This is a genomic window from Rhodococcus sp. K11/5, from assembly GCF_055193735.1.
Genome location: NZ_CM143721.1, coordinates 1686908 through 1702708 on the forward strand (window position 1 = coordinate 1686908; position 15801 = coordinate 1702708).

At 69.4% G+C, this 15801-nt stretch carries 17 protein-coding genes and 1 pseudogene; 15 read left to right on the plus strand and 3 right to left on the minus strand.

Features of this window, described 5'->3' with window-relative positions:
- Nucleotides 1-99: 99 nt before the first annotated feature.
- The 13 genes and pseudogenes from ACY466_RS08200 to ACY466_RS08260 form a co-directional block, all read left to right on the plus strand.
- Entirely contained in the window at nt 100-432 is a 333-nt protein-coding gene (locus tag ACY466_RS08200; protein WP_463251499.1) for a hypothetical protein, read from the plus strand.
- Entirely contained in the window at nt 425-1888 is a 1464-nt protein-coding gene (locus ACY466_RS08205; RefSeq protein WP_463251501.1) for a sensor histidine kinase, read from the plus strand. The genes ACY466_RS08200 and ACY466_RS08205 overlap by 8 nt, the downstream gene beginning before the upstream one ends.
- Entirely contained in the window at nt 1885-2541 is a 657-nt protein-coding gene (locus tag ACY466_RS08210; protein WP_463251505.1) for a response regulator transcription factor, read from the plus strand. The genes ACY466_RS08205 and ACY466_RS08210 overlap by 4 nt, the downstream gene beginning before the upstream one ends.
- The gene (locus tag ACY466_RS08215) at nt 2538-4139 is read left to right on the plus strand and encodes an SLC13 family permease (RefSeq protein WP_463251507.1); all 1602 of its coding nucleotides are present in this window, start codon (nt 2538-2540) and stop codon (nt 4137-4139) included. Before ACY466_RS08210 ends, ACY466_RS08215 begins: the two co-directional genes overlap by 4 nt.
- A 28-nt stretch (nt 4140-4167) precedes the next feature.
- Nucleotides 4168-5463, plus strand: coding sequence for a glycerate kinase family protein (locus ACY466_RS08220; RefSeq protein WP_463251509.1), 1296 nt, complete (start codon nt 4168-4170; stop codon nt 5461-5463).
- 21 nt (nt 5464-5484) lie between these two features.
- Nucleotides 5485-5769, plus strand: coding sequence for a hypothetical protein (locus ACY466_RS08225; RefSeq protein WP_463251511.1), 285 nt, complete (start codon nt 5485-5487; stop codon nt 5767-5769).
- On the plus strand, nt 5766-6347 hold the full coding sequence (locus ACY466_RS08230; RefSeq protein ID WP_463251514.1) for a class I SAM-dependent methyltransferase: 582 nt from the start codon (nt 5766-5768) through the stop codon (nt 6345-6347). The genes ACY466_RS08225 and ACY466_RS08230 overlap by 4 nt, the downstream gene beginning before the upstream one ends.
- Before the next feature lie 34 nt (nt 6348-6381).
- Nucleotides 6382-6747, plus strand: coding sequence for a VOC family protein (locus ACY466_RS08235; protein WP_463251516.1), 366 nt, complete (start codon nt 6382-6384; stop codon nt 6745-6747).
- Nucleotides 6748-6769: 22 nt separating this feature from the next.
- Entirely contained in the window at nt 6770-8914 is a 2145-nt protein-coding gene (locus tag ACY466_RS08240) for a molybdopterin-dependent oxidoreductase (protein WP_463251518.1), read from the plus strand.
- Nucleotides 8911-9501, plus strand: a complete 591-nt coding sequence (locus tag ACY466_RS08245) for a wax ester/triacylglycerol synthase domain-containing protein (RefSeq protein WP_463251520.1) — start codon at nt 8911-8913, stop codon at nt 9499-9501. The genes ACY466_RS08240 and ACY466_RS08245 overlap by 4 nt, the downstream gene beginning before the upstream one ends.
- Nucleotides 9419-10267, plus strand: a complete 849-nt coding sequence (locus tag ACY466_RS08250; RefSeq protein WP_463251522.1) for a WS/DGAT domain-containing protein — start codon at nt 9419-9421, stop codon at nt 10265-10267. Before ACY466_RS08245 ends, ACY466_RS08250 begins: the two co-directional genes overlap by 83 nt.
- A gap of 2 nt (nt 10268-10269) precedes the next feature.
- Nucleotides 10270-11037: a site-2 protease family protein gene (locus tag ACY466_RS08255; protein ID WP_463251524.1), complete on the plus strand. Its 768-nt coding sequence runs from the start codon at nt 10270-10272 to the stop codon at nt 11035-11037.
- A 201-nt stretch (nt 11038-11238) separates the two neighbouring features.
- A pseudogene (locus ACY466_RS08260) lies at nt 11239-11955 on the plus strand (DUF1906 domain-containing protein); the annotation flags it as partial.
- A 324-nt stretch (nt 11956-12279) separates the two neighbouring features.
- On the opposite strand, the gene ACY466_RS08265 reads toward ACY466_RS08260, so the two are convergent.
- On the minus strand, nt 12280-13074 hold the full coding sequence (locus tag ACY466_RS08265) for an Rv1157c family protein (RefSeq protein WP_463251526.1): 795 nt from the start codon (nt 13072-13074) through the stop codon (nt 12280-12282).
- Nucleotides 13075-13396: 322 nt separating this feature from the next.
- Between ACY466_RS08265 and ACY466_RS08270 the strand changes: the two genes are divergently transcribed.
- Entirely contained in the window at nt 13397-14698 is a 1302-nt protein-coding gene (locus ACY466_RS08270; RefSeq protein ID WP_463251528.1) for a mannosyltransferase, read from the plus strand.
- On the opposite strand, the gene ACY466_RS08275 is transcribed toward ACY466_RS08270, so the two are convergent.
- Nucleotides 14685-14987, minus strand: coding sequence for a 4a-hydroxytetrahydrobiopterin dehydratase (locus ACY466_RS08275; RefSeq protein ID WP_463251531.1), 303 nt, complete (start codon nt 14985-14987; stop codon nt 14685-14687). The genes ACY466_RS08270 and ACY466_RS08275 overlap by 14 nt on opposite strands.
- A 47-nt stretch (nt 14988-15034) precedes the next feature.
- Between ACY466_RS08275 and ACY466_RS08280 the strand changes: the two genes are divergently transcribed.
- A complete protein-coding gene (locus ACY466_RS08280) occupies nt 15035-15418 on the plus strand; it encodes a (deoxy)nucleoside triphosphate pyrophosphohydrolase (RefSeq protein WP_463251534.1) in 384 nt (127 codons plus the stop codon).
- 22 nt (nt 15419-15440) lie between these two features.
- On the opposite strand, the gene ACY466_RS08285 is transcribed toward ACY466_RS08280, so the two are convergent.
- On the minus strand, nt 15441-15617 hold the full coding sequence (locus ACY466_RS08285; RefSeq protein ID WP_463251537.1) for a hypothetical protein: 177 nt from the start codon (nt 15615-15617) through the stop codon (nt 15441-15443).
- Nucleotides 15618-15801: the final 184 nt, after the last annotated feature.

Here is a 15801-nt window from a genome sequence, read left to right on the forward strand (position 1 = left end):
CCTCACCCCCCGCGAGCACGGTAGCAGCGCACGCTTCGATGAAGGTTCTTTCACGAAGTCCTCACGAAGGGATCATGTGGAGCAGGCACGATGATCGTCGTGCCCATCCGAACCCGCATCGCTCTCGCCGCCGCCCTCGCGGCGATCGTTGCCGTCACGGTGCTCGCGCTGACCGTGCTGACGTCGACGCCGGAGGCTCCCACGGTGGGCACGTCGCCCGTCGTCGTCTCGGTCGAGCCGACGCCGACTGCATCGGCGCCTCCGCCGCCCGCCCCGCAGGACCCGCCCGCGGTTGCGCCGCAGGCCCCGGTGGCCCCCTCGCCCGTTCCTCTCCCACCGGCACCGCAGCCACCGGTCCCGGACGACGACATCGGCGACGACATCGGCGACGACATCGGCGACGACATCGACGACGGGGACGACGATGGGTGACCGCCGCGCACGCCTGCGCCCGTCGGCCCTGCCGGCTCGGTGGCGCATCACCGGGTGGATCATGCTCGTGACGCTGCTCCTGCTCCTCGTGGTGGTGGCCACGGCGCGCACGCTGCTCCTGCGCGACGTCGAGGTGCGTGCCAACGCCGACGTCGTGCAGGAGGTGGAGGAGTTCCGCGCCTTCGCGGCGACCGGCGTCGACCCCACGACGGCGAGCCCGTTCGCATCGGTCACCCGCATGCTCGAGGTCTACCTGCTTCGGCAGTCTCCGAGCCAGGGGGAGTTGCTGTTCGCGTCGGTCGACGGTGTGGTCCTGGACATCGAGGGACGCACGGGCGTCGGTGACGGCACCGTCGACTTCACCTCCGACGCCGCGCTGGTGGCGAGCCTGGTGAACGCGCCGGAGGCCGCCGGCGTGGCCGCCACTCCGTACGGACCGATGCGGTGGGGCCGGGTGGCCGTCGGCACGCAGAACGGCCAGCAGGGCCAGCTGGTCGTCGCGGTGTTCACCCGCGGCGAGCGCGCCCTGGTCGATGCGACCATCGCGACGGTGGCCACGGTCGGCACCATCGGACTTGCTCTGACCTCCGGGGCGGCGTACCTGGTTGCCGGTCGGATTCTCGCGCCGGTGCGCGGTGTACGAAAGGTGGCCGAGGAAATCGGCGAGACCGATCTGAGCGCCCGCGTGCCGGTGGAGGGTCACGACGACATCGCCGATCTCGCCGCGACGTTCAACGACATGCTCGATCGGCTCGAGAACGCCTACGTCACCCAACGTCGTTTCGTCGACGACGCGGGGCACGAGCTGCGCACCCCGATCACGGTGGTGCGGGGACACCTGGAGTTGATCTCGGATGATCCGGTCGAGCGGGCCGAGACGTTTCGGTTGGTCGACGAGGAACTCGCTCGAATGGGCCGGATCGTCAGTGATCTGCTGATGCTCGCGAAGGCCCAGCAGCCGGACTTCGTGGTTCCTCGGTCCACCGACGTCGCGTCTCTGATTCTCGACATCGAGTCCAAGATGCAGTCTCTCGGAGACCGTCGCTGGCTGTTGATGGAGGTTGCCGAGGGTTCGGCGCCGCTCGACGCCCAACGTGTCACGCAGGCGATGCTGCAGCTCGCCGCCAACGCGGTGCAGCACACCCAGCCCGGATCACCGATCAAGTTGGGGGCCAAGTTCTTCGACTCCGGTGCGGCGCGCCGACTCGCCATCTGGGTCACCGATACCGGTCCGGGTGTCACGCCCGACGACGCGGCGATGATCTTCGAGCGCTTCCAGCGCGGAGGTGCGTCCGATCGCACCACCACCGTCGAGCGGATGGGCGCCGGACTGGGCCTGGCGATCGTCCGGGCGATCGCCGACGGACACGACGGGTCGGCCTGGGTCCGCAGCGTGTACGGCGAGGGCGCGACCTTCGGACTGACCATTCCCACCCCCGAGAGCGAGGACCGATGAGTCGCATTCTGATCGCCGAGGACGACACCCGTATCGCTTCCTTCGTCGAGAAGGGTTTGCGTGCAGCCGGATACACCACCGAGTCGGTGGGTGACGGCGAGACCGCCCTCATGCTTGCGCGCGGTGGCGGTTTCGACATGGTGGTGCTGGACATCGGCTTGCCGCGTCTCGACGGATTCTCGGTGTTGCGCCAACTTCGTGGGGAGGGTGTCACCACACCGGTGGTGGTCCTGACCGCGCGAGATTCGGTGCACGACATGGTGGCCGGCCTCGAGGGCGGCGCCAACGACTACGTGACGAAGCCCTTCCAGTTCGCCGAACTCCTGGCGCGCATTCGCCTGCGTCTGCAGGACGAGGTGGTGACCACCTCGGACACCGTTGCCCACCGCGACCTGAGTCTGGACCTGCGGTCGCGACGCGTGCGGGTGGGAGAGAAGACCGTGGACCTGACCGCCCGCGAGTTCTCGTTGCTCGAAGTCTTTCTGCGCCATCCGGATCAGGTCCTCTCCCGGGGCCAGATCCTGGGACACGTGTGGGGCTACGACTTCGATCCCGCGTCGAACGTGGTGGACGTGTACGTGCGTGCGTTGCGCGCGAAGATCGGGACCGACCGCCTCGAGACGGTCCGCGGCGCGGGATACCGATTGAAGTGACGGTCACGGAATACGCCACCACTCCGCCGCGGCGGGGAGGCCGGCGGCCGGTCGGCAGTAAGCGGCGGGGAGGCCGGAGGCCGGTCGGTGAATACGAGCGGGGAGGCCGGAGGCCGGTCGGCAGTGAGAGGCGGGGAGGCCGGAGGCCGGTCCCGGATCGAGAGCGGTCCGGAGCGGGCAGCGCGATCACCGCTCGGGCCGCATGGGGTCTGGTCGTCGCGGTTCTGGTGTGCGGAGCCATCGCCTATGCCGCCGCGACCGACGCCACCCTCTCGACCGACGCGGCGATCACCCTCGCGATCTTCGTGATCGCGGTGTGGGTGTGGGTGTGCGCACCCGTGGACGACACGTACGTTGCGCTCGGCGCCGCCCTGGCGCTGGTTCTGACCGGGCCGATCGAGACCGAGACGTTCTTCGACAGCCTGGGTGATCAGCTGGTGTGGCTGCTGGTCGGTGCCTTCGTCCTGGCCGCAGGGCTCACGGCGTCGGGTCTGCCCACGAAGGTGGCGGGCCGGATCGTCGCTCGCGCTCGCACCCCGCGCCAGTTGTTCCACCTGGTGTGCGCGGCGCTGATCCTGACGGCGTTCGCGGTGCCCTCGACGTCGGGCCGCGCGGCGCTGGCCGTACCCATCTTCCTGGGTCTGGCTGCGGCGCTTCGTCGTTCGCCGCGCCTGGTGGTCGCGCTCGCGGTGCTCTTCCCGACGGTGATCCTTCTCTCGGCGGTGGGATCGCTGCTCGGAGCCGGCGCGCACATCATCACGAGCCAGCTGGTGACGGCCGCGACGGGTGAGGGGTTCACGTTCCTGTCGTGGATGGTCCTCGGGCTGCCGCTCGCGATCGTGTGGTCGCACCTGGCGGCCGAGGTGGTTCTGCTGCTGTTCACCTCGCGCGCCGATCGTGCCGAGCGTCTCGACGTGGGCGATGCCGAATCCGCACTGCCCGAGACCGCGTCCGCGGGTGCCCGCCGGCGCATGAGCACGGTTCTCGTCGCCGTCGTCGTGCTGTGGTGCACAGAGCCGTTCCACGGGCTCGACCCCGCGCTCGTGGCCCTGCTGGGAGCCCTGACGGCGGTGGCGCCCCGGATCGGGGCAACGACCATCGGCGCTGCCGTCAAGACGATCCCGTGGTCGTTGCTGCTCTTCCTCGCCGCCACCCTGGCCATCGGTGGAGCGCTGGTGAGCACCGGAGCGGCCGAGTGGTCGGCGGCGAAGGTGTTCGACGTCGTCCCGTCCGGCGGTTCGGCCGTCGTGATCTTCGTGCTGCTCGTCGTGGTGCTCTCGCTCGCCGCGCACCTGGTGGTGCAGTCACGGTCCGCGCGGTCGGCGGTGATCGTTCCGCTCGTGATCGCGGTGTCGCCGTCGGTCGGGGTGGATCCCGCAGCGGCGGCGTTCGTCTCGACCGCCGCGGCCGGCTTCTGCCTCACGCTGACCAGCTCGGCGAAACCGGTGGCGATGTTCGCCGCGGTCGAGGGCGTCCCCGGGTTCACCCCGTCGCATCTGTTGCGGCTCTCGGCGGCCCTCGCGCCCGTCTCGGTGGCGCTGCTGATGGTGTTCGCTCTGTACCTCTGGCCGCTGCTCGGCCTGTCCCTGACCACCTGAGTCCCTTTCTCCCACGGAGGAGTTCGACATGTCCATGACCATTCCCCACCGCGTCCTCGTCGCCCCGAGCGGATTCAAGGAAAGCCTGAGTGCGGAGACGGTTGCCTCCGCGATCGCAACCGGCGTTCGGCGTGCGATCCCCGGCGTCCGCGTCGACGTCGCCCCCATCGCCGATGGCGGCGAGGGTAGTGCGCGCATTCTGGCGAATGCGACCGGTGGCGAACTGGTTCCCGCGGTCGTCACCGGTCCCGTGGGAGCTCCGGTCGACTCCCACTGGGCGCGACTCGGCGGTGCCGGAACCGGTACCGCCATGGTCGAGATGGCAAGTGCTGCCGGTCTGTCCCTCGTTCCCCGCGATCGCCGCGATCCCGGTTCGACCACTACCCGCGGGGTGGGGGAGTTGATCGCGGCGGCACTGGACGACGGAGCCACACGCGTCCTCGTGGGATGCGGTGACTCCGGCACGTCGGACGGCGGCGCGGGCGCGCTGCAGGCCCTCGGGGTGCGCATCCTGGACGCGAAGGGTCGCGAGATCGCCGACGGCGGTGCGCATCTGCGCGATGCTCGGGTCATCGACACGTCGGGTCTGCATCCACGGGCGCGGGAGGTGGACATCGTCCTCGCGTGCAACCAGCACAACGTGCTGTGCGGGGACGGCGGTGTGGCCCGAGTGTTCGGGCCCCAGAAAGGGGCCACGCCGGAGCAGGTGGACCGGCTCTCCGAGGGCTTCGACGTATGGGCGGATCTGCTGACCGACCATGCGCCGCAGAAGGACTGGCGGAACGGTCCGGGAACCGGGGCGTCGGGTGGGCTGGGCGCGGGGCTGGCTGCCGTACTCGGGGCCCGGTTGGTTCCCCGGTTCGAGGCCCTGCTCGACAGCGAGCTGTCCGGAATCGATCTCGACGGTCTGCTGGACACGGCCGATCTGGTGATCACCGCCGAGGGCGCCATCGACTTCCAGACTCCCCACGGCAAGGTTCCGGCCGAGATCGCTCGCCGCGCCCGGGTGGCAGGGGTGCCGGTTCTCGCGATCGCCGGGTCTCTCGGTTCCGGTGCGCCGGCGGTTCACGACATCGGTATCGGCGCGATCGCGTCCATCATGACGGTTCCGATGCCCCTGGCCGACGCCGTGGCGAACGGCGAGCAGCTGTTGATCGACGCGGCCGAGAGGACGATGCGCACCGTGCTGCTGGGGGTCGCGTTCGCCGCGGACAGTACGGCGCGGGCGAAGGCCCGCGAGAAGGACCGGGCGAAGGCCGACAAGAAGGATCGGAAGAAGGAACGGAAGTCCGAGCGCAAGCGGGCCGCGCTCGCGGTCGCGTGACGTCCGGGTAGTTTTGTAGAGGTGGACCCGCAGAGCTACTCGTCCGGGGAGCGCGTCTTCGGACCCCCTCGGGGAACGTTCGACGCCGATTGGGCGGCCACGGCCCTGCGGTCCAACCGCCCCGATCTCGATCACCCCACGTCCGTACGGCTGGTGGAATCGGCCTGGGAACTCCTGCGCACCCGTGAGCTGCGCGGCGCCGACCTCACCGAAGCCCTGATCGCCGACGGCACGGAGGCGGACCTCGCGGCGGTGGTCTCCGGTGTCGCCACCGAGACCGCCCAGTTCTACCTCGACCGCGGGTGAGTTCCTCACGCTGGCAGCGCGAACGGTCCGCAGCGGACTCGCGGGAGTACATCGCGCGTTTCGCGGAACTCGCGGCATCCGGCGCCGACCTGCACGGTGAGGCCCGAGCCGTCGATGCCTTGTTGGAGCGTGGATCGGACGTCCTCGACGCCGGGTGCGGCACCGGTCGGCTCGGCAGCGAATTGGCGCGGCGCGGTCATCGCGTGACCGCCGTGGACCTCGATCCCGTCCTCGTCGACGAGGCCCGACGCGACCCCGCGCTGACCGTGTACCGGAGCGACCTGGTGACCTTCGACGCCGGTTCCGGCGCGTTCGACGCGGTGGTGGCAGCGGGGAACGTCATGGTGTTCCTGGAGCCGGGGACGGAGAGTGCCGTGATCGCCCGCAGCTTTCGGCACCTGCGGCCCGGTGGCCTGTTCGTCGTCGGGTTCGCCCTGGACCGGGAGTACCGGTCCGAGACCTTCGTCGCCGAGGCGATCGACGCGGGATTCGCCGAGGTCCAATCGTTCTCGACCTGGACCTTCCACCCCTGCTCGCGCGAATCGGACTGGGTGGTCCACATCGCGCGAAAAGCCTGACCGGCCCGGCGCGACGACCGTAGAGTCGTCGAACATGACGCGACCGAAGATCGATCTGGACTACACCGTGCTCGATTGTCCGTCCCCGCGGAAGCTCGCCGCGTTCTACACCGAATTGTTGGGTTGGGAGACGGTCGGCGACGACGAGGACTGGACGGTGGTGCAGGGGTCGAACGGGATGCGACTGGCGTTCCAGAAAGCCACGGATTTCGTCCCGCTGCACTGGCCCCGCGAGGGTATTCGCAGTCACCTCGATCTCGTGGTGGACGACATGGATGCCTCGACGCAGTTCGCGGAGAGCCTCGGCGCGCGGGTGATGGACGACGACGCCGAGCACCCGTCGTTCCGGGTTCTGCTCGATCCGGTGGGCCACCTGTTCTGCCTGTGCGCCCGGACCTGATGTCCGGCTGCGGACACTAGCGATGGTCGTGCGGTGGGGGACGTGCACGCTGTGCGAGGCGATGTGCGGGATCGAGATCACGATCGAGGGCGACGCCGACCATCGACCGAACCTGTCCGTCCGCGGTGACCGGGACGATCCGCTCTCGCGTGGACACATCTGCCCGAAAGCCCTGGCGCTGGTCGATGTTCACCAGGATGCCGATCGGCTCCGTCACCCCGTGCGGCGCGTCGGCGACCGGTGGGAGGAGATCGGCTGGGACGAGGCGTTCGATCTGGTGGCCGACGGACTGAGCCGAACGCAGCGTCGGCACGGGCCCGACGCCGTGGGTGTCTATTGGGGAAACCCCATGGCGCACAGCCTGAGTGCGCTCACTCACGGTGTCGGCGCTCTGGTTCCCGCGCTGGAGACGGCCAACGTGTTCTCCGCGACCTCTCTGGATTCGTTGCCGCACTTCGTCGTTCATCGCCTCCTCTACGGACACCGGCTGCTGGCGCCCGTGCCGGACATCGACCGAACGGATCATCTCCTGGTCCTCGGGGCGAATCCGTCGGTGTCGAACGGCAGCATGATGTCCGCTCCGGACATCGGGAATCGGTTGCGCGCACTGCGCGCCCGCGGTGGGCGCCTGGTGGTGGTCGATCCTCGCCGTACCGAGACCGCGAGGGTCGCCGACGAACACGTACCGATCACGCCCGGTACCGACGCGTTCCTGCTGCTCGCCATGATTCGCACCGTCCTCGGCGACGGAGCCGCGACCGCCCCGTCCTACGTCGACGGGGTCGCGGCGGTCGCGGAGCTCGTCGACCGGTTCACTCCGGAGGCGGTGGCGGACCGAACCGGCATCGCGCCGAACGTCATCCGCCGACTCGCGCGCGATCTCGCGGCGGCGCCCCGTGCGGTGGTCCACGGCCGAATGGGGGTGTCGACGCAGCGGTACGGCACGGTGTGTCAGTGGGCACTGAACGTCCTGAACATCGTGACGGGCAACCTGGACGTCGAGGGCGGGGTGCTGTTCACCGACCCGGTGGTGAACCTGATCGACACCGACGTCATCTCGCGCGGCGAGTTCGGCACGGCTGCAGACGGATTGCCCACCTTCGCGGGGGAGCGGTCCGCGGCGTCGCTCGCTTCCGCGATGGCGGAACCGGAACCCGATCGGATTCGGTCGCTTCTGGTGCTGGCCGGTAACCCGGTGCTGTCCGCGCCGGGTGGGCGCCGACTCGACTCGGCACTCGACGGTCTCGACTTCATGGCCGCCGTCGATTTCTACGTCAACGAGACGACGCGCCACGCTCACGTGATCCTTCCCCCGACGTCCCATCTGCAGCGCGAGCACTACGACCTCTTCCACCATCATTTCGCCGTGCGCAACACCGCGAAGTTCTCGCCGGCGCCACTGCCCCGATCGGCCGACGAGCGCCACGATTGGGAGATCTACCGAGGGATCGCACGGGCGTATCTGCGTCGCCGCGGCTCCCTGGCGTCGTACCTGATCCGGTCGGTGTCACCGGCCGGACTGTCGCTGCACGCGCGACTCGCCGCCTCGCCCACACGCATCCTCGCGGTGCTGCTCCGGTTGTCACGGCGGCGTTCTCGTCCACCGGTCACGGTCGAGACCCTGCGTCGTGATCCGCACGGAATCGATTTCGGGCCGCTGGCGCCGTCCCTGCCCGGCCGATTGCTCACCGCCGACCACCGCATCGACCTCCTGCCGACGGCCCTCGCGACGGCGGTGCGAACGCTCGGGCTGGACGACGGTCCCTCGGCGCCGACACTTCTGCTGATCGGCCGTCGACATCTACGCAGCAACAACTCCTGGCTTCGCAATTCGGCACGCATGAGCAAGGGCCCCGACCGGACCGTTCTGCTGATGCATCCGGACGACGTGGCGACCAACGGTGTCACGGACGGCGCTCGGGTGCGGGTGACCTCCGCGTCCGGGTCGGTCGAGGCGTGCGTGCGTGCGGACGGCGCGATGACGACGGGGGTGGTCAGCCTTCCGCACGGGTTCGAACCGGGTCGCGTCGGTGTCCGTATGTCCGTGGCGACCACCCGGCCGGGCCCGAGCGCCAACGATCTCACCGATCCGAGCGTCACCGACTCCGTCTCCGGTGCCGCCGTCTTCAACGGGGTGCCCGTGACCGTCTCCCCACTGGGCGGATGACCCCCGGCCGTCTGACCGCCATCGATGCTCGCCTGTACTGGCTGTCGACGCGGATCCCTCTCGATCAATTCGTTCTTCTCGCCTTCGACGGCGAGGGAGCCGACGACCTGGTGGACAGGGCACGAAGCGTCGACGAGCTGCGGCTTCGGCTTCGCGAGACGCCGGGCACCGTCGACCACCCGTACTGGGTCCCCATGGAGCCGACCGCGGATCACGTGCGATCTCACTCCGCGACGGACTGGGCGCACTGCCTGGATCGCGTGGGGGAGCTGATCGGGGAGCCGGTCGATCCCCGGGATTCGCCCTGGCGGATGCACGTGTTCACAGGTGTCGCCGGCGTTCCACGCTGCGGCCCGCGAGCCACGGTGATCGTCCTGCAGATCTCGCACGCCCTGGCCGACGGCCGGGGTTCGAGTCGCATCGCGCGCAGTGTTCGGCGGGTCACGTCGTGGTCCGGCCACGCGCCGCGGAACGCTGCCGGCCGGGCCGGCGACGGTGTGGGGCGTGGTGCGTCTCCCCGCGCAGATCGTGACTCTGCTGCGCCGGGGCCGGGCGGCCGCGACCGCCGCGCGAGACCGGGCGTGTGACACCGCGTCGGGATCGATTCCCGCTCCCGCCCCCGCGCGCTCACCGGGCGCCCTCTCGCGGCAGCCCACCGGCCGCGTGCTGGTGCGATGCGTGAGCCTCGATCGCACCGACGTCACCGCCACACGTCTGACGGCGACCGTGTTCGCGGCACTCGTGGTCTCGCTGGCTCTCCCGCGTTACCTGACGGACCGGGGGCTGCCGGTACCCGACGACTTCGCCGCGACCACCACCGTCGCGATCGCGGACGAGGCGCGAACCACGCGATCCGCGAACGCCTTTCACACTGCCGGGGTGGATCTGCACCCGTCGGTGGCGGATCTGCGCGAGCGGGCCGTCCTGATCGCGCGGTCCCTCGACGAGCGGCGGCGGCGCCTCGCGCACGGATCGTTCGGCATCGGCGACCTGGCCACCGACGCAACCCCCGCTTGGCTCGTGCGCCGGGACGTGCGGTCCGCGGAACTCCACGCTCCGCCCCGGACCGTCGACGGTCACACGGTGCTCTCCAGTGTCTTCCGCGGACCGGCCGATCTCACGTTCGGTGGCGCTGCGGTGGCGATGACGGCCGGATTCCCGGCTCTGTCGCCGGCCATGGGGGTGACGCACGGTGTGCACGGGATCGGCGACGCGATCACGCTGTCGATCGTGAGCACGGTCGGCGTCATGGCGGACATCGACGAGTACGCGGAGACGGTCCGAGCAGCGGCCGAACGGGTGCGTAGGGAACTGGGCTGCGCCCGGAACTGGGGTGGCGACCTACCCTCGTGATCGTGCGATCGACTTCGGTACGGCCCAGTCCCGTCTTTCTCGGCGTCGTCGCCGTCGCCGTGATCGGCGGAATCATGGCGTGGAACGCTGAGGTGGGGGGCGCGCTGGCGTACGCCGGAGTCTTCGTCCTGGTGATCGGTGGGTGGGTGGTCTCGCTGTGCCTCCACGAGTTCGGTCATGCGGTGACGGCCTGGCGATTCGGTGATCACGACACCGCGGCGCGCGGCTACCTCACGCTGAACCCGTTGAAGTACGCGGTACCCGGGTTGTCGATCGCACTGCCGCTGCTCTTCGTCGCGCTGGGCGGCATCGGGCTTCCCGGCGGAGCGGTGTGGCTGAACACGGCGGGCATGTCGCGCCGACAGCGCACGATGGTGTCGCTGGCCGGACCGCTCGCCAACGCGATCCTGGCCGTCGTGCTGCTGGCGGTCGTGGTGACCTACGCACCCGGCAGTACCCGCCAGGCGTTCTGGTTCGGCATGAGCTTTCTCGCGTTGCTCCAGATCATCGCGGTGGTGCTGAACCTGATTCCCATGCCGGGGCTCGACGGTTACGGAGCGCTCGAGCCGTATCTTTCGCCGTCCACACGGAAATCGTTCGGGCGGATCGGCCCCTACGGGGTGCTGATCGTCATCGCCCTGCTCTTCGTTCCCGCCGTCAATCGCGTGTTCTTCGGTTCCGTCTACTCACTGTTCGAGCTGTCCGGAGTACCCGCGATCTGGGCACAGTACGGCGGGGCGCTGACCCGGTTCTGGACGCAGTGGTACTGACCCCCGTGGGGCCCGACGATGCGACACGTGATGTCGCTGAGCACCGAATGTCGCAAGTGACTGGCGGGGTCAGTGTTGTCTGTGTTGCAATGTGAACGCAAGACTGCCGAAGATAGCAGTCGCGGAACGAAGGGCGGGCACGACGCGCCGAGGGTCTGCGGCCGATCTCGGTGGTCCGTCGTCACCGAGAGGTAGTTCGCAGTGCAGGTTTCGCGTCGACAGTTGTTCCGATTCGCCGCGGCGGGATCCGTCACCCTCAGGCTGACGGCGGCGGCCACCCGAGGCGCGGTGGCGTCCGCGAATCCGCGCGTGCTGGGCACCATCGTCGACTTCGCCGGGGGTGTGCCGTCCGCGGCCTCCATCGCCGCCGCCGGGCATCTCGGCGCCATTCGCTACGTATCGGACCGTCGGCCCGGCGCGACGTGGATGACGGGAAAGCCGATGACCGCGGCCGAGGCGTCCGCCCTCACCGCCGGGGGGCTGCAGGTGGTGTCCTGCTACCAGTACGGCAAGGAGGACACCGCCGACTGGCGCGGCGGCTTCGCTGCCGGCGTCCGCCACGCCACCCGAGCGATCGAACTGCACGTCGAAGCCGGGGGCCCGGAGAACCGACCCATCTATGCGGCGATCGACGACAATCCGACCTCCGCCGAGTTCGTGTCGATGATCGCGCCCTACCTGCTCGGATGGCAATCGGTCGCCGGCCTCGAGAACACCGGTGTCTACGCCAACTCGCCGACCATCGACCGTCTCGTGACCGCGGGTCTCGGATCCTGGTACTGGCAACACAACTGGGGAACACCCGCCGGGTACGTGCACCCGGCCGCCCACCTGCACCAGATCGAGATCGACAAGCGGTCCCTCGACGGCGTCGGTATCGACGTGAACAACGTCCTCGCGGAGGACTACGGCCAATGGTCCCTGGCGGGGGCCGCGCCGATCGGTCCTGCGGGGGCCACGCCGCCGGTTCCCGCCGCGACGCAGGTCTCGGCGCCCTTACCCGTCACCACACCTGCACCCACCGCACGAGCATCCAGAGAGGAGTTCCCATGGACATCCTGATCGATATTCTCTACGGCCTGGCCGGAAGCATCTACACGCAGCTGTCGGTGATCTTCGGGTCCTGAGGTCCGGTTGCCCGAGGCCCGGTGTGCCCGGGCCCGGGCGTCACCTCCGCAGGATCAACCGAGAAAGCCGGACCCCACACGGTGGGGTCCGGCTTTCGTCGTGTCGGATCGGGGGTCAGACGACCGTCAACCCGATGGTTGGCAGGAAGTTGCAGGTGATACCCGCCTGAGTGCTGATGCTCCCGGCGACGACGGCGAAGACCCGGCCGGGACCGGTGTCGGCGATACCCGACAGCGTCGCCGGGCCGTCCGGGTTGATGTTCGCCTCGCCGGTCAGCGTGGTGGCACCGGTGCGCCCGTTGTCGATGTTGATCCAGGTGGCGGTGAGCGGCGCGACCTGGGTGGCGGCCAGCGGCGCGGTGCCGAGGGCGGTGAAGACGAACCCGGCCTGGCCGACTCCGGGGCCGGGCGGCGGGAGGTCGGCCGGCCCGGGTACGGCGAGTGCCGCACCGACGGAATCGGCGTCGGCCGAGATGCAGCCCTGGCCGATGGTCGGGTAGAGGAACTGCGAGATGACGGGACCGTTCTGCGGAATCTCCGGTCCACCGCCGCCGCTGCCGTCGAGGAACGTCAGGACGCGCTCGAGGAGGGCCTTGACTTCGGGGGAGAGGGGTGCCGTGGCGAGCAGCGCGCGTACCTGCGCGATGGCCTGGCCCTGTGGCGAGGCCGCATCGGTGGCGACGGAACCGGCGATCGAGGGTGCCAGCGCGGCCAGCGCCTCGTATCCGGGGACGACGGGCGCGGCGATCGGCAGGGGCCACTGCGGAGGTGCGGGCTGAGCCGTGGCCACGGCGGGGAGCGCGAGGGAGCAGGTGGCCGCGAGTGCGGCACCGGACGCGACCATCCGGGTCAGGGAGCGGCCGCGCGAACGCGACCTCACCGGAGTCGTCGTCGTGTCGTCGATCTGCATCGAACCCCCATAGAAATCACGGTGCGCACGTCGACGAAGTCTCGTCGATCGGCGCACGCACTCGAGCCGGCACGTCACATGAGGTGACGAACGCGCGCCACCCCATGTGGAGGATGGCGCACGCGCGTCACTCTATGTACCCGGAATGTCGGTTGTACAGCGACCTCCGGGGCTTCGAGCCCGTGTCGGTCGGTGACATCCCGACCATAGTCTGTTATTGGAGTGACTATTGAGGCCAATGGTGAAGGTGATTCGATTGTGACCTGTGTGAGTTGCGCTCGCTCGGGTTCCGTCTCGACGGCCGTTAGGCTGCGCAGTGAACATGCCCAGACTCCGCCGCCGGATTCACTGTTCTCCAGACGTCGCCCACCGAGAGAGCCCCCCGCCTGCCGTGTCCCGGTCGTCCTCCGCGTCCCCGTCGTCGGTCGAGCAGCCCACCGGCCGCGTCGTCGACGCCCTGCTCCGCTCGGCCCCGCTTCTTCTCGTTCTGACGCTGGCGTTTCGTGTCGTGTGGACCGTCGCCACCGAGAACGGATCGAACTGGGTCGACCTTCACGTGTACGTCGAGGGGTCCGCGCGTCTGTTCGCCGGTGATCTCTACGACTTCACCTACTCGGAACAGACCCCTGACTTCCCGCTGCCGTTCACCTATCCGCCGTTCGCCGCGTTGGTGTTCTACCCCCTGCACTTTCTGCCCTTCTTCGCCGTCGGGCTGATCTGGCAGGCGGCCACCGTGCTCGCGCTGTACGCGGTGGTTCGGGTGTCGATGCGACTCGTCGACCGCAACCGGGCCGACTCCGCCGCCTGGCGGCGCGCCGCGTTGCTGTGGACCACGGTCGGTCTGTGGACGGAATCGATGCGCACGACGCTGGACTACGGCCAGGTCAACGTGTTCCTGGTGCTCGCCACGCTCGTCGCCGCGGGAAGCACTCGGTGGTGGCTGTCCGGAGCGATCGTCGGGCTGGCGGCCGGGATCAAGCTCACCCCGGCCATCACGGGACTCTATTTCCTCGCCCGCCGCAGATGGGCCGCTGCCGCGTTCTCGGCCGTCGCGTTCGTCGCCACGGTGGGACTGATGTGGGCGATCGCCGGATCCGCCACTCGGGAATACTTCACCACGCTGCTCGGCGACGCGGACCGCATCGGACCGGTGGGGTCGGTGTGGAACCAGTCCCTGCGCGGGGCGCTGAGCCGACTCGTCGGACACGACGTCGGTCACGGGCCGATCTGGATCCTCGTGACCGCGGTGTTCCTCGCCCTCGCCTTCCTGGCGTACCGGGCACTGGAACCCTCGGACCGCCTGGGAACGCTGGTGATCGTCTCGTTCGTGGGGCTGTCGATCTCGCCGATCTCGTGGTCGCACCACTGGGTGTGGGTGGTGCCGATGATGATCTGGGCGATCCACGGCCCGCTCGGCTCGCTGCTCGGGACCAGGATCCTGGTCGGCCTCTGGGCGGCGGCCACCATCATCGGGATCCCGTGGATTCTGAGCTTCGCGCAACCGTCGATCTGGGTCATCGAACGGCCGTTGGCGCTGTCGGTCGCCGGAACCGTCTACGCCGTGGGGACTTTCGCGTTGTTCTGCTGGATCGTGGTCGGCTCCAGACGGCTCAGGAGGGCGTGACGGCGTCCTTCGCCAGTCGATCGATCGTCCCGGCCAACAGGATGTCCTTGCCGGTGATGCCGCCGTCGGAGTGGCTGGACAGACGGTAGGTCACCGAGGTGTACCGGATGTCGATGTCCGGGTGGTGATCCGCGGTGTCCGCCTCCTCGGCGACGCGGACGACGAGCGCGACGGCGTCGGCGAACGACGCGGACTCGATCACGCGCACCACGGAATCACCGTCGTGTCGCCACTCCGGCAGCCGAGTGAGGGCGTCGGCGATCTCGGAATCGGTCAGCAGTTGGGCCATACTTCGATGGTGCCACCGACCGCCTCGACCCGCATCGAGAACGCGTGATGCCGACGCTCGTCGTGGCGGGAGCGCTGGTGGAGAACGGCCGTCTTCTTCTCGCCCAGCGGCGCACTCCGCCCGAGTTGGCCGGATTGTGGGAGCTTCCCGGCGGCAAGGTCGATCCGGGCGAAGAGCCCGGCCGCGCGCTCGAGCGCGAACTGCGAGAAGAGCTGGGGATCGAGGTGGAGGTGGGGGAGCCGATCGGAGTGGAGGTCGAGCCGAGGCCGGGTCTGGTGTTGCGGGCGTACCGAGTGGACCGAACGTCCGGAACCGCCGTTGCGCTGGAACACGCGGCGCTTCGGTGGGTCGATGCGGCCGCACTGCGCGCGAGCGACCTGGTGCCGGCCGACCGAGCGTGGCTGGAGGATCTGGCACCGCTGCTGCGGTGATCGGAGTCGGCTCTCGCGCCGGTCAGGCGCGCCGAGCCTTCTTCAGCTCCTTCTTCAGTTGCTTGTCGCCGGCCCCGCTCTGCTGCAGCTTCTTCATTCGAGCGACGACCACCGGGCAACTCAGGCATCGAGGCTCCGAGCGACAGCACTTCTTCTTGGGTTTTCGCTGCGCAACCTTCGCTGCGGTCGAGGACGACACGATGCGAGGGTATCCTGAGGAGGTACGGCGAGCGGTCGCACCGTTGCTGCGCTTCGGCGCGTGACGACGGTCACCTCGGTCGACCCGGTAAACTGTCCCGGTCGCAGGCTCGTCGCGACGCAGCGCGCTCTCTGGGAGAGGAAGCCGCTAGCTCTCCACCCCGAACCCGACCCAGGAGAATTCT